Source organism: Thermoflavimicrobium daqui, assembly GCF_003313465.1.
Lineage (GTDB): Bacteria > Bacillota > Bacilli > Thermoactinomycetales > Thermoactinomycetaceae > Thermoflavimicrobium > Thermoflavimicrobium daqui.
Map to the genome: position 1 here is coordinate 358,999 of NZ_KZ845664.1, position 21,610 is coordinate 380,608.

The 21,610-nt window shown below is 39.1% G+C and carries 21 protein-coding genes; 17 read left to right on the forward strand and 4 right to left on the reverse strand.

The genetic code is table 11. The annotated features are described in order from the left end of the window. Positions 1–114 precede the first annotated feature (114 nt). Entirely contained in the window at positions 115–1,107 is a 993-nt protein-coding gene (locus tag DL897_RS04725) for a CotS family spore coat protein (protein ID WP_168188644.1), read from the reverse strand. A 1,101-nt stretch (positions 1,108–2,208) separates the two neighbouring features. Here DL897_RS04725 and DL897_RS04735 point away from each other — a divergent pair. Next, complete coding sequence (locus DL897_RS04735) at positions 2,209–2,838, forward strand: tetratricopeptide repeat protein (protein WP_113657990.1); 630 nt, start codon at positions 2,209–2,211, stop codon at positions 2,836–2,838. Positions 2,839–3,054: 216 nt separating this feature from the next. Beyond that, positions 3,055–3,816: an MBL fold metallo-hydrolase gene (locus tag DL897_RS04740; protein ID WP_113657991.1), complete on the forward strand. Its 762-nt coding sequence runs from the start codon at positions 3,055–3,057 to the stop codon at positions 3,814–3,816. Positions 3,817–3,908: 92 nt separating this feature from the next. On the opposite strand, the gene DL897_RS04745 is transcribed toward DL897_RS04740, so the two are convergent. The 3 genes from DL897_RS04745 to DL897_RS04755 all read right to left on the reverse strand — a co-directional run bounded on the left by DL897_RS04745 (position 3,909) and on the right by DL897_RS04755 (position 5,955). Beyond that, a complete protein-coding gene (locus DL897_RS04745; RefSeq protein ID WP_113657992.1) occupies positions 3,909–4,982 on the reverse strand; it encodes an NAD(P)H-dependent flavin oxidoreductase in 1,074 nt (357 codons plus the stop codon). Between the two features lie 15 nt (positions 4,983–4,997). Beyond that, complete coding sequence (locus DL897_RS04750) at positions 4,998–5,420, reverse strand: hypothetical protein (RefSeq protein WP_113657993.1); 423 nt, start codon at positions 5,418–5,420, stop codon at positions 4,998–5,000. Positions 5,421–5,535: 115 nt separating this feature from the next. Further along, positions 5,536–5,955, reverse strand: a complete 420-nt coding sequence (locus DL897_RS04755) for a cupredoxin domain-containing protein (protein ID WP_113657994.1) — start codon at positions 5,953–5,955, stop codon at positions 5,536–5,538. A 276-nt stretch (positions 5,956–6,231) separates the two neighbouring features. Between DL897_RS04755 and DL897_RS18805 the strand changes: the two genes are divergently transcribed. The 15 genes from DL897_RS18805 to DL897_RS04825 all read left to right on the forward strand — a co-directional run bounded on the left by DL897_RS18805 (position 6,232) and on the right by DL897_RS04825 (position 21,601). After that, on the forward strand, positions 6,232–6,363 hold the full coding sequence (locus DL897_RS18805; protein ID WP_276308553.1) for a hypothetical protein: 132 nt from the start codon (positions 6,232–6,234) through the stop codon (positions 6,361–6,363). 349 nt (positions 6,364–6,712) lie between these two features. Beyond that, positions 6,713–7,879, forward strand: coding sequence for an ADP-forming succinate--CoA ligase subunit beta (gene sucC, locus DL897_RS04760; protein ID WP_113657995.1), 1,167 nt, complete (start codon positions 6,713–6,715; stop codon positions 7,877–7,879). 48 nt (positions 7,880–7,927) lie between these two features. Then, a complete protein-coding gene (sucD, locus tag DL897_RS04765; RefSeq protein ID WP_113657996.1) occupies positions 7,928–8,833 on the forward strand; it encodes a succinate--CoA ligase subunit alpha in 906 nt (301 codons plus the stop codon). 265 nt (positions 8,834–9,098) lie between these two features. After that, on the forward strand, positions 9,099–10,196 hold the full coding sequence (gene dprA, locus DL897_RS04770) for a DNA-processing protein DprA (RefSeq protein WP_145962196.1): 1,098 nt from the start codon (positions 9,099–9,101) through the stop codon (positions 10,194–10,196). A gap of 419 nt (positions 10,197–10,615) precedes the next feature. Next, positions 10,616–12,691, forward strand: a complete 2,076-nt coding sequence (gene topA, locus DL897_RS04775) for a type I DNA topoisomerase (RefSeq protein WP_113657998.1) — start codon at positions 10,616–10,618, stop codon at positions 12,689–12,691. A gap of 13 nt (positions 12,692–12,704) precedes the next feature. Continuing rightward, complete coding sequence (trmFO, locus tag DL897_RS04780) at positions 12,705–14,018, forward strand: FADH(2)-oxidizing methylenetetrahydrofolate--tRNA-(uracil(54)-C(5))-methyltransferase TrmFO (RefSeq protein ID WP_113657999.1); 1,314 nt, start codon at positions 12,705–12,707, stop codon at positions 14,016–14,018. Between the two features lie 75 nt (positions 14,019–14,093). Then, on the forward strand, positions 14,094–14,633 hold the full coding sequence (gene hslV, locus DL897_RS04785) for an ATP-dependent protease subunit HslV (RefSeq protein ID WP_113658000.1): 540 nt from the start codon (positions 14,094–14,096) through the stop codon (positions 14,631–14,633). A 2-nt stretch (positions 14,634–14,635) separates the two neighbouring features. Beyond that, positions 14,636–16,048: an ATP-dependent protease ATPase subunit HslU gene (gene hslU / locus DL897_RS04790; protein ID WP_113658001.1), complete on the forward strand. Its 1,413-nt coding sequence runs from the start codon at positions 14,636–14,638 to the stop codon at positions 16,046–16,048. A 23-nt stretch (positions 16,049–16,071) separates the two neighbouring features. Further along, positions 16,072–16,848 (forward strand): GTP-sensing pleiotropic transcriptional regulator CodY, encoded by a 777-nt coding sequence (gene codY / locus DL897_RS04795; RefSeq protein WP_113658002.1) that lies wholly within the window; start codon positions 16,072–16,074, stop codon positions 16,846–16,848. 162 nt (positions 16,849–17,010) lie between these two features. After that, complete coding sequence (gene rpsB / locus DL897_RS04800; RefSeq protein ID WP_113658003.1) at positions 17,011–17,715, forward strand: 30S ribosomal protein S2; 705 nt, start codon at positions 17,011–17,013, stop codon at positions 17,713–17,715. Positions 17,716–17,821: 106 nt separating this feature from the next. Next, a complete protein-coding gene (gene tsf, locus DL897_RS04805; RefSeq protein ID WP_113658004.1) occupies positions 17,822–18,484 on the forward strand; it encodes a translation elongation factor Ts in 663 nt (220 codons plus the stop codon). Between the two features lie 89 nt (positions 18,485–18,573). Continuing rightward, complete coding sequence (gene pyrH, locus DL897_RS04810) at positions 18,574–19,311, forward strand: UMP kinase (protein ID WP_113658005.1); 738 nt, start codon at positions 18,574–18,576, stop codon at positions 19,309–19,311. Next, positions 19,301–19,858, forward strand: coding sequence for a ribosome recycling factor (frr, locus tag DL897_RS04815; protein ID WP_113658006.1), 558 nt, complete (start codon positions 19,301–19,303; stop codon positions 19,856–19,858). The genes pyrH and frr overlap by 11 nt, the downstream gene beginning before the upstream one ends. A 133-nt stretch (positions 19,859–19,991) precedes the next feature. Next, positions 19,992–20,774 carry an isoprenyl transferase gene (locus DL897_RS04820; RefSeq protein ID WP_113658007.1) on the forward strand — a complete coding sequence of 261 codons (783 nt, stop codon included), beginning with the start codon at positions 19,992–19,994 and terminating at the stop codon, positions 20,772–20,774. Positions 20,775–20,797: 23 nt separating this feature from the next. Beyond that, complete coding sequence (locus DL897_RS04825; protein ID WP_113658008.1) at positions 20,798–21,601, forward strand: phosphatidate cytidylyltransferase; 804 nt, start codon at positions 20,798–20,800, stop codon at positions 21,599–21,601. Positions 21,602–21,610 lie beyond the last annotated feature (9 nt).

Sequence of the window (21,610 nt, forward strand, 5' to 3'; positions counted from 1 at the left end):
TGAGTGAATTAAGAGTTTTGCCATAGAGGTAAACCTATTTTTGTTAGGCAGATTGATAGAAAAAAAACGAGCGAGCGTTAGAGATAATTACTCCAACAACTCGCTTTCTTCCAGTTATATATACTTTTTCATCATGTGTAGCATAAAAGAGGTTTTTTCCTGTTGACTTTGTATAAACTCTTGGACTTCATCGAGATCCATGTCATGGTACCATTTTTTATATAAAAATAAATAGAAGTAATGAGGAAAAGCAAGATCTGTATATAGAAGACCAAGCTGTTTAAAAGTAAGAGGATTTTCATTTAGATAAGAGGAAAGAAATGCATGGAAACTTGAAGGGTTCCACTTTTCATCAATAGACATTATCTTAAAAATCACCTTATTCATATCCCGTGATGGATAATCATATCGAACAAATTCCCAATCGATGACATACCACTCATCACCGTCGACTCTGACATTATTACGATGGAAATCTCCATGACATAAAAATTGTTGATGAAGTGGAGTTTTTTGGAGCTCATGAAAATAAGGAAGGTGAAGCAAATGATGTTTGACTTCTTTACCGATTTTAAGGAAAAAGTCGATATGCTTAAGAATCCATTTCTTTTTCGCATTCTTCGTATGAGATCGCTTCCTCTTCCATTTTTTGATAAAATATAACTTATCTGTATACTCTTCTTCCCAATAATCGATAGACGATTCAATATCAGCTTGGGAAGGTTGATAACCTAAAGAAGCAGAGTGGATACGACCTAAATAAGTAGCAATTTGTTGGTATGACTTTGCGCTGGTATATCGAAATGGATTACCAGGTACCCATTCTTGTAGAAGGTATGGAGTATGGTCATAGACAAAGTATAGTTTATTATTTTGTGTTGGAATGACTCTTGGAATACGAATTCCTTTGTTTCGTAAGTGATTTTCTACTTCTAATATAAACTGCTGGTGACCTTCAGAAATATATATCCCTTTGAGTACATAGGTTTTTTGTTTAGTTGATAAAGCAAGAACAAAGGTTCTACTGGTATCGTGTAAAATCTTAAATTTTGTAACTGGAGGAAGATTATATTTTTCGATAGCTGTTTGTACAAGTTGATTCGTCAATCTATTCACCTCCTGATATAGGAAGACCCCTTCCAGTCCGATGGAAGAGGTCATATTGACAAAAAATGAAACAAAAACTAGCAATCCGAGCTAAAGATAGTGCTCGAACTAGAACTGGAGCTAGAGGAGCTATGGCGACGTTTCTTGTGTTTATGACAGTCTGAGCTCGAGGAGCTATGGTGATGTTTCTTGTGTTTATGACAGTCTGAGCTCGAGGAGCTATGGTGATGTTTCTTGTGTTTATGACAGTCTGAGCTGGAAGAGCTATGATGACGTTTCTTGTGCTTATGACAGTCTGAGCTAGAGGAGCTGTGGTGGTGTTTCTTGTGCTTATGACAGTCTGAACTGGAGGAGCTATGATGTTTTTTGTGCTTATGACAGTCTGAACTGGAAGAGCTATGATGTTTTTTGTGTTTATGACAGTCTGAGCTAGAGGAGCTATGGTGATGTTTTTTGTGCTTATGACAGTCTGAACTGGAGGAGCTATGATGTTTTTTGTGTTTATGACAGTCTGAGCTAGAGGAGCTGTGGTGGTGTTTCTTGTGCTTATGACAGTCTGAACTGGAGGAGCTATGATGTTTTTTGTGCTTATGACAGTCTGAACTGGAAGAGCTATGATGTTTTTTACGTTTTTTATGCTTATGACAATCTGAGCTAGAAGAGCTATGATGTTTTTTACGTTTTTTGTGCTTGTGGCAGTCCGAGCTAGAGCTGGAGTCATGCCTAAATTTTTTACCCATAAAACTATTTACCTCCTTTTTGATTTTCTACCATATGCTATGCAAAAGTTTTTTATATGCCATATGCGGCTAACTATTCTTGGAAAAATAGATAAATAAACATAATAAAAGAAGCGAATCTTTGATAGAATCTCTAAAAAAAGACTTTTATGTGTTACATATTCCAATGTGTAAATTTTTGTTAAAAAAAACTAGGAATTTATATATAAAATATGAAGATATTAAGTCAGATTTTATAATTGGTAGATAGAAAATAAATTATGTAGTATACTGAATTCAGAATACCAATGTATTCTATTTATGTACTCCCGAATAAATTCCATGATTTTATCAACGGATTGATTGGAGTGCGAAAAATAAAATGCATCTTTATGGACTCAAAGAGACTTTGCCGAATCTGTCTTTGTTTACTCGATTTGATCCAGATCGATATTATCGGGAGGTAGCTACGGATCAAGCGGGGTTGGAAAGCGCGATTCGTATAGCAAAGAAATTGCTTTATAATATAGAAAGGCAACCATACGATGAGGGGAATCAAAAAGTCCTTCTCTTTATTAATAGTTATTTAGGAAATGCGTATCGGGTGCTTGACCAGCCAGAGCCAGCGATCGAGTATCTTACCGTAGCAGAAAAGTTGGCTCGTCAAATCGGGAATCCGGCTATTTTGTCTCGAACTTTGATTCGCCTTGGAGAGGCTTATAAATATGGAAGCCAATATGACAAGGCACTAGAATGTTTTCAAGAAGTCAAAGATTTAACTCAATGTGATGAACTATATTTCTACTATGACTTTGCACTACAGCATATTGGCAAATGTTTGATGGAATTAGGGCGTTATGACGAAGCATTAGAGCACTTTCATAAAGCATTAGCTTTACGAAAACAAAAAGAAAAAGAGGAGCTTATTAAATCAACAGAAGTAGCTTTAAAGCTGGCGCAACAATTAAAAGATCAAGAAGGTTGTTTAGGTTTTGATGATGAAGAAGGTTAGTTTTACACTTGGATTGAAAGCGCTTTATTTTTGACTGATGATAATTTTTGAAAAAGACTCGGCTAATATGAATAAGCTGAGTCTTTTTGTTGCTTTTGAGAAGGAAAAGAAACATAATAAAAGTGAATTGTTTAAGAAGGTGAGAGTATGATCCAGTATAAAACAAAAAATGTTACCGTTTTTCAAAGTGTTCTATATTAAACAACATCTACTGTAATTACTACAGAAGATCTTGTACTTGTCGTAGATCCAACTTGGCTACCTGATGAAGTCTTAGCGATTCAGAGAGAAGTAGAGCAAATTCGGCAGGGAAGAGAAGTATATTTGCTATTTACTCATCACGATTTTGATCATATTTTAGGATATGGTGCTTTTTCAGATGCGAAGGTGATTGGAAATCATCTGACTGCAACGTTATCCGATGAAGTGAAGCAAACAGCTATTCAGCAAATCCATGCTTTTGACCAGAAATATTACTTAAAGCGAAACTATCCTGTTACTTTTCCTCGATTTGATTATAAAATCTCTCGTGATGGCGAAGTAATCCAGGTCGGTCAGACGCAACTTACTTTTTACTTAGCTCCAGGTCATACACTGGATGGTCTCTTTTGTATTGTGGAGCCACTTGGGATTTTTATCGCAGGCGATTACCTTTCCAACATCGAGTTTCCTTATATTTATCATAGCAGTGAAGCTTACGAACAGACTTTACATAAGATTAAATTGGTTCTAAATAATCACGATATTCGATTGCTTATTCCTGGGCATGGTCAAGTGACATCAAGCCAAGCAGAAATGATTCAACGGAAAGATCAAGGGTTAGAATACATTCGTAATTTAAGAGATGCAGTTGCTCATCATAATCTGGCATGGTTAGAAAAGTATTTTGCGCAATATCCTTTCCCTCTGGGGATGAAACCATTTCATGAGGAGAATATTAAGCTCGTGCAAAAAGAGCTTCAAAAAGAAGGCGAATAAAGACTATTGTTGAAAGGCTCTGATGAAGCAATGATTCGTCAGAGCCTTTGCATATAATTAGCTGATCCGACAAAGTCTTCATTTTTTAATCGTTATTCGATGATTTCTTGTGCTTCGCGGATGATTTCTTGAACGACTTCATGTGCATGTTGTCCTTGTTTCAGGAGATGTGTTGCTTGTCCAGCCCACAATGATAAAAATTGAGCTTTTTTCTGCTGTGAGGCTGCTTGACGAATAGGGCTGGTTAGGGCATGTTGGCTGGGAAATGGAAGGGGTGGGACACCTGTTGCTTCAAATTGGTCAATCAATGTATTACGTAAGCCGCGAGCAGGTCTTCCAGTAAAAGCAGTAGTTAAGACGGTACTTTCTTCTGTACTGGTCAGCAATGCTTCTTGATAAGTGGCATTCGCCCCTGATTCGATGGTCGTTAAAAAACGGGTCCCAAGTTGGATTCCCTGTGCACCAAGAGCAAGTGCCGCAACCAGACCTCTTCCATCCATGATTCCACCTGCAGCGACAACGGGGATATGTACATGATCGACAATTTGGGGAATCAGTGAGAATGTTCCAATATTGGCCCCCATCGGATGGTGCTTTAGAGTAAAAGTTCCACGATGTCCCCCTGCATCGCTACCTTGTGCTACGATAAAATCAGATCCTTTTTCTTCAGCGAGTATAGCCTCTTCCACTGTAGTTACCATAGTTGAGACAAACTGCCCCTGTTTATGAGCTTCTTTGATCACTTCATCGGGAAAGATACCAAGTGCAGAGCTAAGGATAGGTACCTTCTCATCAAGGAGAACATCGATTTGTTTAGTGAAGCGGTTGGGGATTTGTAGAGGTGGAGAGGGAGGTTGGATGTTTAATTCTTCATAAAATGGCTGAAGAACTTGCTCTACTTCCTCTAGTCTAGAAAAATCGTCTTTCATTTCCAATGCAAATAGATTCACTGAAAAAGGTTTTTGCGTATATTGACGAATGGTACGTACGGCTTGTCGAATCTCTTCCGGCGATAGATATGCAGCACCTAATGACCCGAGACCACCCGCTTCAGATACACTTGCTACCATTTCAGGAGTGGTAATGCCACCTGCCATCCCTGCTTGAAAGATAGGATAACGAATTTGTAGTAATTGGCAGATAGGAGTTTGTAACTGAATTTTCATCTTGATCGCTCCTGTTTAAGCTTCATTTGCTATATAGTCTGGAAATTCTTTGATAAAATGTTGTACAATCACTGGATAATCTTCGTCCGAGATCTCCACGATTTTATCTTCCTGAATTTCAAAGAAGTATAGCTGCTCACTAGGATTATCTGGCGCATAGTACATTCCGATGAGTTTGTCTTGAAAAGAAAAAGTTGCCCCCAATGCTACAGAAAAAGTGGCTTCTTCTGTTTCGAGCTCTTGAAAAAAGACTGGCTCGACTTGATCTAAAATCATTTCAACATAAGTTTCACCAGGGTAGCGTAGAACAAGCGAAGTATTCTCTTCTTCGACGATGTAAAGTTGTTTTGTATTTTCTTTTTTCCATAATAATAATAAATGCTTCACATTTTGATGAATAAATAAAAATTGATAGGGAGTTTGAAAGCGGATTTCCACTTGATCACCTCGATGGATAAAAAACTAACTCTATTCTAACATTTATAAAAGCAAAAACACAGGGAGTGCCCTGTGCTTCATGATAGAAAAGAGATGAATGAAAATAGGGGGAAGGTTAACCCTCTACCACCGTAATATATCCGATCATCGGTCCTTGCTGTTGAGTCGTATAGTGATTATGGCAGATGAGCTCAAAAGTTCCTACTTGCTTAGCTTGAAAAGTTACTACCGAGGTTTTTCCTTTTTGCACGATTCCTTGAATATTAAGTTTGGGAATGGAAAAATGGTGTTCCTTCCCATGAAATCCATGAATATGTAAAGCAATTGTTTCTCCTTTTTGGATGATAACTTGTCCTGGATCAAAGCGATAAACTTCGGCTTCTTTTCCATTTATTTTAGCCTTATATTCGACTGTGAAGAGGTGAATATCTCGAGCGGTAGATGTAGGCTGACTAGCTAATGCAGGATAAGGGTAAAGGGAAATCATGAAAAGAAAGATTAGGAGTGGAAATAAGCGTTTGGCTATTCTTAGCATCGTTATACCTCCATAATTGCTTCATTAATGCAAATACCTCTTTTAGAAAAACTGATGAATCATCGATGTACATGCAAAAAACAATTTCTTCATATAATATGGATTAAGTGGACATTTTTATACCACTGTGATCAAGTCATCACGATCAGGTTTACCACTTACACGGATTTGTTAGATTCTTGTATAGGATAACGTTTTCGTTTCAGATAAAGCGTGGTATACTGGGATTGATCTATAGTCTGTTGGCTTAGATGAAAGAAGTAGGAGGTTTTTACGTTGAGTAAGCAACACGAAGCACCAGAAAAAGAATCTTATGATGCACTTTATCTTGTAAATGGAGTAAGCTGGTCATTTGGTATTTTATTCTTGATTTTTATTGTTTTAACTGTAGTTAAATTCTATATGTAATACTTAAGCTGAAGAAAAGGCTGGTGTATAACTGGTCTTTTCTTTTTGTAGATGATTGAAATTATAGAGTTGACATAGGATTTAGAATTAGCATGAACTCGAAGCCAAAAATCTAGATATAAGCCTATGTCATGGAGGTAAATGCTAATTTGACATTTTATCTTTTTGATACGAAAAAAAACGTTAGATTGGTATGTTGGCAAATCCCCATGCCATGCGCTATACTTGCATTTGTGAGCCAAACTACGATGGAATGTATCATTCTTTTTTATGGATATTTTTTACATATTACGTAGTAAGTTTGGCAAAATACATGGAGCAAAAGACATTTTTGATTGGAGGATCGGGAATGAACGTACATGAGTACCAAGGTAAAGGGGTTCTAAAAGAGTATGGTGTTACCGTTCCAAATGGATATGTTGCTTTTACTGCCGATGAAGCGGTGGAAGCAGCCAAAAAATTAGAAGGAGATTTATGGGTTGTTAAAGCGCAAATCCATGCTGGTGGACGCGGTAAAGCCGGTGGAGTGAAGCTAGCTCGTAGCCTAGAAGAAGTTCGTGCGTTCGCGGACGAACTGCTAGGAAAAGTTTTAGTAACACATCAAACAGGTCCAGAAGGTAAAGAAGTCAAGCGTTTATTAATTGAAGAAGGATGCCCGATCGATAAAGAATACTATATCGGTGTTGTGATCGATCGTTCGACCGAGCGGGTGGTCATGATGGGGTCTGAAGAAGGTGGCACAGAGATTGAAGAAGTAGCTGCTAAAACACCCGAGAAAATTTTCAAAGAAGTTATTGATCCTACAGTAGGAATGTTACCATTCCAAGCTCGTCGTCTAGCTTATAACATCAATATTCCTCAAGATAAAATAAATCATGCTGTGAAATTTATGCTTAGTTTATACCAAGCATTTGTGGACAAAGATTGCTCCTTAGCAGAGATCAACCCACTTGTCACTACGAAAGATGGTCGTGTTATGGCACTGGATGCCAAGTTGAATTTTGATTCCAATGCGTTATTCCGTCACAAAGATATTTTAGAGCTAAGAGATTTAGATGAGGAAGATCCTAAAGAGATCGAAGCATCGAAGTATGATCTAAACTATATTGCATTAGATGGAAACATCGGTTGTATGGTTAATGGAGCCGGTTTGGCGATGGCTACGATGGATATTATTAAGCATTACAATGGAGAACCAGCTAACTTCCTTGATGTAGGTGGTGGGGCAACCGAAGATAAAGTAAGAGAGGCTTTTAAAATTATTCTATCCGATGAAAATGTAAAAGGAATTTTTGTCAATATTTTTGGTGGCATTATGAAATGTGACGTCATTGCAACAGGGGTTGTCGAGGCGGCTAAACAAATTAAGTTAGACCGTCCACTTGTTGTTCGCTTAGAAGGAACGAATGTGGAATTGGGTAAGAAAATTTTAGATGAATCTGGTTTAGATATTGTGTCAGCTGATTCAATGGCAGATGGTGCGGAGAAAATTGTCGAATTGGTAAAAAATAGCTAAGAAGATAAAAATAACCAATTTAACCAGAGGGAGAAAGGCGGGTCTCGATTGAGTATTTTTGTCAATAAAGATACGAAAGTAATCACTCAAAATATCACAGGGGCAACTGGACGTTTCCATACCAAACAAGCATTAGAATATGGTACGAAGGTAGTTGCTGGAGCAGCACCAGGAAAAGGTGGCATGGTCGTTGAAGGAGTACCTGTATTTAATACAGTAGAGCAAGCCGTAGCTGAAACAGGTGCGAATGCCTCGGTAATTTATGTTCCTCCAGCATTTGCAGCAGATGCGATTATGGAAGCTGTAGATGCTGAGCTAGATCTTGTCGTTTGTATTACCGAAGGAATTCCTGTGTTGGATATGGTGAAAGTAAAACGCTTTATGGAAGGAAAGAAAACCCGATTAATTGGACCTAACTGCCCAGGTGTCATTACACCCGGAGAGTGCAAAATTGGAATTATGCCAGGGTATATTCATACTCCAGGTCATGTGGGTATTGTTTCACGTAGTGGTACCTTAACTTATGAAGCTGTTCATCAGCTGACTACTCGTGGTATTGGTCAATCAACTGCTGTAGGAATTGGTGGAGACCCTGTAAACGGTACAAACTTTATCGATTGCCTAAAAGCATTTGAAGAGGATCCAGATACCAAAGCGGTTATTATGATTGGGGAAATTGGTGGTACAGCAGAAGAAGAAGCTGCTGAATGGATTAAGGCTAATATGACAAAACCAGTTGTTGGCTTCATTGGTGGTCAAACTGCACCTCCTGGAAAACGAATGGGACACGCAGGTGCGATTATCTCTGGTGGAAAAGGAACAGCTGCTGAAAAAATCGCTACTCTTGAAAAATGCGGTGTAAGTGTGGCATCAACACCAGCGGTAATCGGCGAAACCTTGGTTCGGGTGCTAGAAGAAAAAGGTATGCTAGGGGAATGTATTACTAAAAACTAAGATGGATCAGATGAACCTTGGATATCTTTTCCAGATCATAAAAAACCTAACATCCTCGTTTACTAGGATGTTAGGTTTTTTATTCATAAACTCTGATTTCAATTGATCTAAATTACAGCAGATGAAAATTGAAATATTTGCAGGATTTTCCTATAATTCCGCCAAATGTATTTGATTGTCTTTTGAAGCAATACATACTTGAAATGACTAAGGAGCCTTAGGTTCCTTTTTTCTTTCATTTTAATTGGAAAAATTAGGTGATGATATGGAAAGACGAGAAGGACTCATTGCACTTCGGCAGATCAAAGGAATTGGCTGGCATACGATTGATAAGATGTTGAAGATGGATTGGTCACCAGACCAAGAGCTGACTACAGAGCTGCTTGATTTTTTGTCAACAAGTAAAATATCTAAAAAATCAATTGAATTTCTTAGAGGAAACTGGAGTCCGACCTTTATCAGACAAGTTAATGAGGAATTGAAGCAAAGAAAAATAATAACACAAACTCTTTGGGATGAGGATTATCCAGATTTACTCAGAGAAATCGCTCAACCGCCTTGGGTTTTATACATGAAAGGAGATCCGGCATTATTAACTGATTATCTTTTAGCTGTTGTTGGAACGAGAAGACCCACTGCTTATGGAATTAAGACTACACGTTTTCTCTGTGAAGAAATCGTGGCTAGTGGATGGGGAGTTGTAAGTGGAATGGCATATGGTATTGATGTTGAAGCACATCGAACGGTTTTAAAAGCGGCAGGAAAGACGATCGCTGTACTTGGAACAGGTGTGGATGTTATTTATCCCAAAAACCATCGTTTTATATATGAGGAGTTAATACAACATGGTACGGTCATATCTGAAATGCCACTAGGAACACAGCCACACCCAGGATTATTTCCCCAGCGTAACCGAATTATTAGTGGACTTTGTATGGGAACAGTTATTGTAGAAGCTGCAGAGCGAAGTGGCTCTCTGATTACTGCTAATTATAGTATGGAGCAAGGACGAGAAGTATTTGCCATTCCGGGGCAAGTAGGCAATGAGCAAAGTCAAGGGACTTTAAGACTAATCCAACAAGGGGCGAAATGTGTGACGAATATCGAAGATATCCTTGAGGAGTATCCCTATATCCCACGTCAATATCAAGTCAAACATAAAGGCGGAGCAGAAATATCCGTATGGAATGAAAAGGAACAGAAAGTACTTCAATGTGTTACAACGGAGCCTCAACAAATCACGATCATTATCGAGCGACTAAAAGAAGAAATGTTGATTGGAGAAATACACCAAACCCTCTTATCACTGCAACTAAAAGGAGATATCATTCAACTTCCAGGATCTTATTATGTACGTAAATAGAAACAGGATGTGGAATTGCATAATAATGGATGATAGTGAAGTTTTGATCGTGTGACTGATGATGTCTATCAAGGATCCCGCGTTTGAATCATTTCATAGAACTTCTTTGATCTCATCATTCTTAAGACACCACTTGTCCTTATAAGGGAAAATTGCTAGGTGCTCTGATTCTTGGTCTGATTAAAAGCGGGGATCAAAATATGTAATATGTACTATTCTAAGAATAGGGCTAAATCTATCCCAGAGGACTAAAAAAGAAAGTGGTTCACTGTACTTAAACTTTATATAAAATGGAAGAAGCTTGCCGAGCATGTTCTAAATTTGGTATTGTAACAAATACGAGTGTGAACAATAGGTAAACAATAGAAGATGGTAGAGTGCTTCATATAGAAACAAAGTTATGAGAGGAGGTACGATTGATGGCCGATTCGTTGGTTATCGTTGAATCACCTGCTAAAGCAAAAACAATTGGAAAGTATTTAGGAAAAAAATATATTGTGAAAGCTTCGATGGGACATGTGCGGGATTTACCCAAGAGTCAATTAGGGGTCGATATAGAAAATCATTTTGTACCTAAGTATATTACGGTTCGGGGAAAAGGGGATGTGCTTAAAGAGCTTCGTGATGCTAAGAAAAAAGTGAAGCGAGTTTACCTAGCTGCTGACCCCGACCGTGAAGGTGAAGCGATTGCTTGGCATTTAGCACATAGTTTAGACCTACCTATTGATGAGAAGTGTCGTGTCGTATTTAATGAAATTACGAAGCAAGCGATTAAGGAAGCATTTAAACATCCACGTCAAATTAATTTGGATTTGGTAAATGCCCAACAAGCCCGAAGAATACTTGATCGCTTAGTGGGCTATGGTATTAGCCCATTGTTATGGAAGAAGGTTAAAAAGGGATTAAGTGCTGGAAGAGTTCAATCGGTCGCCGTGAAGCTTATTATTGATCGGGAACGTGAGATTCGTAATTTTAAGCCGGAAGAGTACTGGACCGTAACAGCTCATTTATTGGCTGGAAAAGATCAGCTTGAAGCCAAGTTTCATGGATACGAACAAAAAAAAGTAGAACTGAAATCAAATGAAGATGTGGAGAAACTCCTTACAGAAATCAAGGGAAAGCGGTTTGTAGTGGAACAGGTTAAGGAGAGTGAAAGAAAACGTCAACCTTCACCACCATTTATTACGAGTACGCTCCAACAAGAAGCAGCAAGGAAGCTCAATTTTCGCACTCAAAAAACGATGGCGGTTGCACAGCAACTCTATGAAGGAGTTGATATTGGGAAAGAAGGTACAGTAGGATTAATCACTTATATGCGTACTGATTCTACACGAATTTCGGAGGTAGCACAAAAAGAGGCAACCGATTATATTATCAAAACCTATGGAGAAGACTTTATTCCTACGCAGCCTCGGACATATAAGAAAAAATCGGGTGCACAAGACGCACATGAAGCGATTCGCCCAACTTCTGCCATGAGAACTCCACAGATGTTAAAAGAATACTTATCACGTGATCAGTATCGTCTATATAAGCTCATTTGGGAGCGCTTTGTTGCCAGCCAAATGGCACCAGCGATCTTAGACGCGGTTTCTGTAGATATTACAGTTGGGAAAGCGTTATTTCGGGCTACTGGATCAAAAGTGAAGTTTGCTGGATTTATGAAGGTATATGTTGAAGGAAATGATGACATAAAGCGTGACGAGGAAGAAAAATTCTTACCTCCTTTACAAGCGGGTCAAACACTTAAACGTGAAAATATTGAGCCCAAACAACACTTTACCCAGCCACCTCCACGATATACAGAAGCTCGTCTTGTTAAAACGATGGAAGAAAAAGGGATTGGACGCCCAAGTACGTATTCCCCAACCTTGGACACCATCCAAAAACGAGGGTACGTTCGTTTAGAGGAAAAACGATTTGTACCTACAGAGTTAGGTGAAATCGTTATTCAGTTGATGGAGGAATTTTTCCCAGAAATTCTAAATGTGGAGTTTACGGCACATCTTGAAGAAGACTTGGATCAAATTGAAGATGGAAAAACCGATTGGGTTGAAATTTTAGATGAATTTTATAACCCATTTAAAGAACGTTTAACTTATGCCGAAAAAGAAATGGAAGAAGTAGAGATTGTGGATGAAGTTTCCGATGAGCTATGTGAGAAGTGCCAAAGTCCGATGGTATATAAATTCGGTCGCTTTGGAAAGTTTTTAGCGTGCTCAGCTTTTCCAGAATGTCGCTTTACTAAAGCTATTCTTAAGTCTACAGGGGTAACTTGTCCAAATTGTCAGCAAGGAGAGATTGTGGAACGAAAAACGAAGAAAAATCGATTATTCTATGGTTGCAATCGATATCCCGACTGCGACTTTGTATCCTGGGATAAGCCTGTAGCTAGACCTTGCCCAAAATGTAACAGTCTTTTAGTGGAAAAAAAGAAAAAGAAAGAGACCATGATTATTTGTACAAATTGTGATTATGAAGAATTAAAAAATTAAGGGGATGAGCATCATGACTAAACAGCAAGTAACTGTAGTAGGAGCAGGGCTAGCTGGAAGTGAGGCAGCTTGGCAGATTGCGGAGCGAGGAATACCTGTTCGTCTGTATGAAATGCGACCGAAGAAAAGAACACCCGCACATCGTGGTGGACAATTTGCGGAATTAGTTTGTAGTAATTCATTACGATCCAATAGTTTAAATAATGCTGTTGGGATTCTTAAAGAGGAAATGCGTTATCTCAATTCATTAATTATAAAATCAGCAGATAAACATGCAGTACCTGCTGGTGGAGCATTAGCCGTTGACCGGGAGAATTTTTCTGAGGAGATCACCCAAACGTTACATCAACATCCGATGATCGAGGTTATTACAGATGAAGTAACTGAGATTCCTCACGGTCCCACTATTATTGCTACAGGACCACTTACTTCCGATCGACTTTCTGATCAACTAAAAGCTTTAACAGGAGAAGAATATCTATATTTTTATGATGCTGCAGCTCCAATTATCGAAAAAGATAGCATTGATATGAATAAAGTTTTCGTTGCATCTCGTTATGATAAAGGAGAGGCTGCTTATTTAAACTGTCCAATGAACAAAGAAGAGTTTGAGCGATTTTATAATGCTCTTGTGTCTGCAGAAGTAGCCCCTCTAAAAGAATTTGAGAAGGAAATTTATTTTGAAGGATGTATGCCAATAGAAGTATTGGCCAAAAGAGGGGAGAAGACGCTTCTTTTTGGTCCTCTTAAACCAGTTGGATTAGTCAATCCCCATACAGGGGAACGTCCCTATGCAGTCGTTCAGTTACGACAGGATAATCAAGCCGGAACACTATATAACATTGTCGGTTTTCAGACACATTTAAAATGGGGTGCACAAAAAGAAGTATTTCAATTAATCCCAGGACTTGAAAATGCAGAAATTGTACGTTATGGAGTGATGCACCGTAATACTTTTATCAATTCACCTAAGCTACTAAAGCCAACTTATCAGATACGAGATCGAGAAGATCTTTTTTTTGCAGGACAGATGACTGGCGTTGAAGGCTATGTGGAGTCGGCTGCTTCTGGACTGCTTGCTGGAATCAATGTGGCACGTTTGGTAGCAGATCAAAAGCTAGTTGTGCCACCAGCGACAACGGCGATAGGAAGTTTGGCTCATTATATTACAACAGCAGATCCAAAACATTTTCAACCGATGAATGCGAATTTTGGTTTGTTTTCTCCACTAGAGGAGCGAATTCGTTCAAAGAAAGAACGGACTGAACGCTATGCCAAACGCGCTATAGGGAACATTCAGAATTTTATTTCCAACCTAAACAATTAGCCTTGCTAAGTTTTTGTATAGTGTGATACCATGACCGTGTGGTCGAAAGAGCAGATGAGAGGCTGGTGACATACATTGCAACAGTTTCATGCAACGACGATTTTTGCCATTCGTCATAATGGAGCAGGAGCAATTGCAGGGGACGGTCAAGTTACTTTTGGCAATCAAATGGTTATGAAGCATGGAGCCAAAAAGATTCGGCGTCTATATCGCGGAGAGGTTTTAGCTGGATTTGCAGGTTCCGTTGCCGATGCGATTACTCTATTTGAAAAATTTGAGATGAAGCTAGAGGAATATCAAGGTAATTTAGCGAGAGCTGCTGTCGAACTTGCTAAGGAATGGCGCTCAGATAAAGTACTTCGGCGTTTAGAAGCGATGATGATCGTTTTAAATAAAGAAAAGATGTTTTTGATCTCGGGAAATGGAGAAATCATTGAGCCAGACGATGGCATTTTAGCGATTGGCTCAGGTGGGAGCTTCGCTCTTTCTGCTGGTAGAGCACTTCAACGCTATGCGGATCATATGTCAGCTAGAGATATTGCCAAGGCTGCTCTTACTATCGCTAGCGAAGTTTGTGTGTTTACAAATAATCAAATCATCATAGAGGAGGTATAATCTTGGCTAGCGTAGGTAAAAATTCTGAACAATGGACCCCTAGACAGATTGTTGCTGAACTCGATAAATATATCGTCGGACAACATCAGGCTAAACGAGCAGTGGCCATTGCTCTCCGTAACCGATATCGTCGAAGTTTATTATCACAAGAGCTAAAAGACGAAGTCGTACCGAAAAATATTTTGATGATCGGGCCAACAGGAGTTGGTAAGACAGAGATAGCTCGTCGCTTAGCCAAGTTAGTTGGAGCGCCATTTATTAAATTGGAAGCCACCAAATTCACTGAGGTTGGCTATGTTGGTCGGGACGTAGAATCGATGATTCGTGATTTGGTTGAAACAGCGATCCGTATGGTTAAATCGGAGAAATTGGAAAGTGTAAAAAGCCAAGCACGTGCTTTAGCAAACGATCGAATTGTAGAGATTTTGGTACCTGCTAAAAAAACGACGAGTCATTTTAAAAACCCATTCGAAATGTTGTTCTCACAAAATAATAAGCAAACCCCAAGTAGTTCTGATTCTGATGAACAAGGGCAAGTTGCTTTAAGACGGCGTGAAGTTAAACAAAAATTGAACGCTGGGGAATTAGAAGATCAAGTAATTGAGATCGAGATCGAAGAGCAGGCTCCAACCATGTTTGATATGTTTGCTGGGACAGGTGCCGAACAAATGGGCATGAATATGCAAGAGGTATTAGGACAATTTTTACCGAAAAGAACCAAAAAACGCCGTTTACCTATTCGTGAAGCACGGGAGGTGCTCACACAGGAAGAAGGTCAAAAACTAATCGATATGGATCAGGTCATTCAAGATGCATTAGAGCGGGTCGAGCAATCAGGAATTATCTTTCTCGATGAGATTGATAAAATTGCAGGCAAAGATCGACAAGGGCCTGATGTATCAAGAGAAGGCGTGCAGCGAGATATTCTGCCGATTGTAGAAGGATCTACCGTCATGACCAAATATGGGCCCGTTAAAACAGATCACATTTTATTTATGGCTGCGGGAGCGTTTCATGTTGCAAAGCCATCAGACTTAATTCCTGAATTGCAAGGTCGTTTTCCAATTCGTGTAGAATTAAAAGATCTAACAGCAGATGATTTTGTCAGGATTTTAACAGAACCGAAAAGTGCCTTGATTAAACAATATACAGCACTTTTAGAAACGGAAAATATTCATATTTCCTTTACCGATGAAGCGATTCGGGAATTAGCTAGTCTTGCAGCCAAAGTGAATAGTGGTACTGAAAATATCGGAGCACGTCGATTGCATACGATTATGGAGCGTTTACTAGAGGAGCTTTCATTTGAGGCACCCGATATTGAACTGGAAGAGTTTGTGATTACACCCCAATATGTTCGCGAACGCTTAGCGGATATTGCAGAAGATCGAGATTTAAGTCAATATATTTTATAGACTTGGAAGGAGGCTACCCAGTCATGATATTATTAGACAAAGCAAGACAAATCAATCGTTTGTTGCAAAGAACTGGGGGACAAGCAGTTAGCTTTATGGAGATGGCCGAAGTATTAAGAGATATTATCGGCTGTAATACGTATGTTGTGAGCCGAAAAGGAAAGGTGCTTGGCTTTGGTGTTGCCCAAGAGTATGCAGATGATGAGATTAACAACTGGGCACTTCGCGAAGGCAAGATTCCTGAAATGTATAATGAACTGCTGTTGGAATTTAGAAATACACAGCATAACTTGGATGAAAAGAGTCCATTTGATTTTACAAGGCAATTGAATGAAGTAGCCCAACATCGCTATATTACCATTGTCCCAGTCATTGGTGGAGGAGATCGTTTAGGAACCCTTTTACTTACTCGATTTGATCAAGAGTTTACCAATGATGACTTGGTATTGACTGAATATGGAGCAACAGTAGTAGGAATGGAAATTTTACGTGAGAAAGCAGAGCAAGCAGAAGAGGAAGCGCGTAATCGTGCTGTAGTTCAAATGGCGATTAGCTCTCTATCATATAGTGAGCTTGAAGCAGTTGAACATATCTTTGAAGAGCTTGATGGTAAAGAAGGATTGCTTGTTGCCAGTCGGATTGCTGATCGTGTAGGTATTACCCGTTCGGTTATTGTTAATGCGCTGCGGAAGCTAGAAAGTGCTGGTGTAATCGAATCACGTTCTCTTGGAATGAAAGGAACCTACATCAAAACTTTAAATGACCGGCTGATTCCTGCTTTAATGAAGCATCGTTCTTAATTTACTGGAAATGCTTGCGAAATGCTTACGGTTTATGGTATATTCGTGATTGGTGTAAAGAGCACACACGCTGAAGGATTGGTAGCAGACGGTGCCGACTTGTTCGGTCTCTGACTCCTGATGAATTCAGCGGAGGATGAAAACCACAAGGAGGATTAATCGATGGCAGTTGTAACGATGAAACAATTGTTAGAAGCAGGGGTTCATTTCGGACACCAAACACGCCGTTGGAACCCAAAAATGAGCAAGTATATTTTTACAGAACGTAACGGTATTTACATTATTGATTTGCAAAAAACCGTTAAAATGATGGAGCAAGCTTATAACTTCGTTCGTGAGCTTGCAACCCAAGATGCTACTGTTTTATTTGTTGGAACGAAAAAACAAGCACAAGAAGCTGTAAAAGAAGAAGCTGAGCGTTGTGACATGTTTTATATAAACCATCGTTGGCTTGGTGGAACCTTAACCAACTTCCAAACCATTCGTAAACGGATCGATCGTTTACATGAATTAGAGAAAATGGAACAAGATGGTATTTTTGAAGTTCTTCCTAAAAAAGAAGTGATCTTGCTGAAAAAAGAACAAGCACGTCTGGAGAAATTCTTGGGCGGCATCAAACATATGAAAAAATTACCTGATGCCATTTTTATCATCGATCCACGCAAAGAACGTATCGCTGTAGCAGAAGCACGCAAGTTGAATATTCCAATCATCTCGATTGTGGATACCAACTGTGATCCAGATGAAGTGGATTATGTTATCCCTGGTAACGATGATGCCATCCGTGCTGTTCGTCTCTTTACTGCAAAAATTGCTGATGCAATTTTAGAAGGTAGACAAGGCGAGCAACAAAACACCGCTTCTTAAGAAAATGAGAAAGGGTGGCAAGTTTGATCTTAGCCACCCTTTTATAAACATAGGGTAAATACAAAAATAGTAAAATTTGTAAATTGAATGAAAGGTTGGAAACAATATGGCAGTAACAGCCGCTTTAGTTAAAGAACTACGTGAAAAAACAGGCGCTGGCATGATGGATTGTAAAAAAGCCTTAGTAGAAACCAATGGTGATCTTGAAAAAGCGATTGAATACCTACGTGAAAAAGGAATGGCTTCAGCTGCTAAAAAAGCAGGCCGTGTCGCTGCTGAAGGAGCTGTAGGATCATACATACATGCGGGTGGCCGTATCGGTGTGTTGGTAGAAGTGAACTGTGAAACAGACTTCGTTGCAAATACGGAAGAGTTTCAATCTTTAGTTAAAGATGTTGCGATGCAAGTTGCTGCGATGAATCCAAAATATGTTCGTCGTGAAGAAGTTCCTGCACAAGAAGTTGAAAAAGAGCGTGCTATTTTAAAAGAACAAGCTCTTAAAGAAGGAAAGCCTGAAAAAGTAGTAGAGAAGATTGTAGAAGGTCGTTTAAATAAATACTACGAAGAAGTTTGTTTATTAGAGCAAGTGTTTATTAAAAATACGAGTGAAAACAAAAATAGAACGATTGACCAGCTCGTTAAAGAGCACATTGCACGGATTGGTGAGAACATCTCCATTCGTCGCTTTGTCCGTTATGAATTAGGTGAAGGAATTGAAAAGCGCCAAGATAACTTCGTAGAAGAAGTTATGGCGCAAGTGAAGAAGTAACGGGAAAGGCAAACATATAGGGAACACTAACCTGTGTTCCCTTTTTTTGCAGAGAATATAAGCCCTATTGGTAGAAATGGAGGAATGGTATGAGCACTCCAAAATATAAACGGATTGTATTAAAATTAAGCGGTGAAGCTCTAGCAGGAGATCAGGGATATGGTATTGAGTCAGCAGTAATTTCCTCCATCGCCAAGCAAATCAAAGAAGTGGTAGATTTAGGTGTAGAAGTTGCGATTGTCGTAGGTGGCGGTAATATTTGGAGAGGAATTTCTGGGGCTTCTAAAGGTATTGACCGAGCAACGGCAGACTATATGGGAATGCTGGCAACAGTGATGAATTCCCTCGCTTTACAAGATGCATTAGAGTCCATCGGAGTACCTACCCGTGTCCAAACATCCATCGAAATGCGGCAAATTGCTGAACCCTACATTCGACGAAAAGCAATCCGTCATTTGGAAAAAGGGCGTGTTGTCATTTTTGCAGCTGGGATCGGAAACCCATTTTTCTCCACTGATACGACAGCAGCACTTCGAGCCGCTGATATCGAAGCGGAAGTGATTTTGATGGCGAAAAATAATGTAGACGGTGTTTATAGTGCAGACCCTAGTTTAGACCCAAGTGCACATAAATATGACACATTAACCTTTTTAGATGTACTTAATCAAGGCTTGGGAATTATGGACTCAACTGCTGCTTCCTTATGTATGGATAATGATATTCCTTTAATTGTTTTTAATATTTCCACGGAAGGAAACATTCAACGTGTAACTCTGGGAGAACATATTGGAACTGTAGTAAGAGGGAGTGTTTCAAATGGTAAATGAGATTAAAAAGCAAGCACAGGATAAGATGGAAAAAGCCATTCAAGTATTGAAAAAAGACTTGGCATCACTTCGTGCCGGTCGGGCAAATCCTGCATTACTAGATAAAGTCATTGTTGAATATTATGGTAGTGAAATGCCAATTAACCAGTTAGCCAATATTTCTACTCCAGATCCGCGCTCTTTACTTATTCAGCCATGGGATAAATCGGCTCTAGCGGAAATTGAACGTGCGATTTTGAAATCGGAGTTAGGGCTTACACCATCGAATGATGGAAGTGTAATTCGTATTAACTTACCAGCTCTGACCGAAGAGAGACGTAGTGAACTGGTGAAACTGGCACGTAAAACGGGTGAAGAGGCGAAAGTTGCCATTCGAAATGTCCGTAGAGATGCAAATGACGAACTAAAAAAGCTTGAAAAAAATGGTGAAGTTCCGGAAGATGTAGCTCGTAGAGGACAAGATGAAGTACAAAAACTAACAGATCGCTTTATTAAAGAAATAGATAATGTTGTCCAAGCAAAAGAAAAGGAAATTATGGAGATTTAGGTGCATATAATTGGGTTAAAACCCCTTCGACAAGTGAGGGGGTTTTCCAGCTACATAACCTATTTCTTGCATAAGCTCAGTTGTAATATACTAGATATACAAAAAGAGCTAGTTAGTTCCGGAGGAATGGAATATGCTTAAATCTTTTAAACGTTGGATGGGTTCAGGAGGAAATAGTGGGTTAACACAAAGTGAACTATTAGAGGAGATTCGTAAGCACCCGATTCCTGAACATATCGGGATCATTATGGATGGCAATGGTCGTTGGGCAAAGAAACGTGGTTTAATCAGAACAGCAGGGCATGCAGCCGGTATGAAAAGAGTCCGTGATATTATTCGAGCTGCTGATGAAATTGGGATAAAAGTCTTAACTTTCTACTCATTTTCCACAGAAAATTGGAAGCGCCCTAAAGAAGAAGTTGATTATTTAATGAAGCTTCCAGTTAAATTTCTAAAGACTGACTTGCAAGAACTGATTGACCGAAATGCGAAGGTACAAATATTAGGTGAAAAAGAAAAAACTCCTTCGTTTACACAAAAAGCATTGGAAGAGTTTGAAGACAAAACGAAAAATAATACAGGCCTTATCATTAACTTTGCGATTAATTATGGTTCGCGTGATGAAATTCTTCGCGCCATTCATCATATCATAGATGATGTTAAAAAAGGAAATATTGATAAAGACGACATTAATGAAGAGTTGATGAATCGTTATTTGCTTACATGTGGCTTACCTGATCCAGACTTAATTATTCGTACCAGTGGTGAAATTCGTATAAGTAACTTTTTATTGTGGCAGTTGGCTTATAGTGAGCTGTTTTTCACTGATACATTATGGCCTGACTTTACCGATATACTGTTTTATGAAGCGATTAATGACTTCCAACATCGCTCTCGTCGATATGGAGCAGTGTAAGAAAGACAGGGGTTAAGAAGATAATGAAGCAAAGAGTTCTTACGGGGGTGTTGGGGGCAGCCGGTTTTCTTTTTCTCTTGTGGTTGGGGAATTGGTGGTATTCTGCAGGTCTTATCATTTTAGCCACCATTTCTTACTTAGAATTTTGTCGGATGCAAGACTTAAGCTGGAAACAGTTTCAAGTCATTATTGGATTGGGTTTTGTTTGGTTACTTATTCTTACAACAGGACTCGATCAACAGTTGCCTCTACCATCCTTTCCTATTTTTGGAGATTTAAAATTAATTAATTTTGCATTGGTTCTGTTTTTAATTTTAATTGTACTCACAAGGAACCAATTTGATATTCACCAGATGGCTTATTTATTCGTCGGGGCATTATACATAGGTTATGGTTTTGCATATATGATTCAGACCATCTGGAGAACGGATGGTTTGGCATTGACTTTGCTAATTATTTTGGTGATATGGGCAACAGATTCGGGAGCTCTCTTTTTGGGAAAGCGTTTTGGAAAAAAGAAGCTTTGGCCTGATATCAGTCCAAATAAAACTGTTGAAGGATCAATTGGCGGTCTCGTGTTTGGGGTAATAATGAGTATTATCGTTTTGCAGTTTTTCCCTAAACTCGGAACCTTACCTGCTGTGATTTTATTGGGGTTTGTTATTTCATTTTCTGGCCAAGTTGGAGATTTAATTGAATCTGCTTGGAAGCGAACGACAGGTGTGAAGGATACAGGAACCATTTTACCAGGTCATGGCGGGATCTTAGATCGATTTGATAGTCTGTTATTTACATTTATTATTCTACATCTACTAGAGATTGTTTGAAGGGAGTAA

Excerpts from the sequence above, each read along its gene's own strand:
- sucC (WP_113657995.1), top strand. The coding sequence starts at position 6,713 with ATGAACGTACATGAGTACCAAGGTAAAGGGGTTCTAAAAGAGTATGGT.
- topA (WP_113657998.1), top strand. The coding sequence starts at position 10,616 with ATGGCCGATTCGTTGGTTATCGTTGAATCACCTGCTAAAGCAAAAACA.
- DL897_RS04745 (WP_113657992.1), bottom strand. The coding sequence starts at position 4,982 with ATGAAAATTCAGTTACAAACTCCTATCTGCCAATTACTACAAATTCGT.
- tsf (WP_113658004.1), top strand. The coding sequence starts at position 17,822 with ATGGCAGTAACAGCCGCTTTAGTTAAAGAACTACGTGAAAAAACAGGC.
- codY (WP_113658002.1), top strand. The coding sequence starts at position 16,072 with ATGATATTATTAGACAAAGCAAGACAAATCAATCGTTTGTTGCAAAGA.
- rpsB (WP_113658003.1), top strand. The coding sequence starts at position 17,011 with ATGGCAGTTGTAACGATGAAACAATTGTTAGAAGCAGGGGTTCATTTC.
- frr (WP_113658006.1), top strand. The coding sequence starts at position 19,301 with ATGGTAAATGAGATTAAAAAGCAAGCACAGGATAAGATGGAAAAAGCC.
- DL897_RS04735 (WP_113657990.1), top strand. The coding sequence starts at position 2,209 with ATGCATCTTTATGGACTCAAAGAGACTTTGCCGAATCTGTCTTTGTTT.
- pyrH (WP_113658005.1), top strand. The coding sequence starts at position 18,574 with ATGAGCACTCCAAAATATAAACGGATTGTATTAAAATTAAGCGGTGAA.
- trmFO (WP_113657999.1), top strand. The coding sequence starts at position 12,705 with ATGACTAAACAGCAAGTAACTGTAGTAGGAGCAGGGCTAGCTGGAAGT.
- DL897_RS04825 (WP_113658008.1), top strand. The coding sequence starts at position 20,798 with ATGAAGCAAAGAGTTCTTACGGGGGTGTTGGGGGCAGCCGGTTTTCTT.
- DL897_RS04755 (WP_113657994.1), bottom strand. The coding sequence starts at position 5,955 with ATGCTAAGAATAGCCAAACGCTTATTTCCACTCCTAATCTTTCTTTTC.
- dprA (WP_145962196.1), top strand. The coding sequence starts at position 9,099 with ATGGAAAGACGAGAAGGACTCATTGCACTTCGGCAGATCAAAGGAATT.
- DL897_RS04820 (WP_113658007.1), top strand. The coding sequence starts at position 19,992 with ATGCTTAAATCTTTTAAACGTTGGATGGGTTCAGGAGGAAATAGTGGG.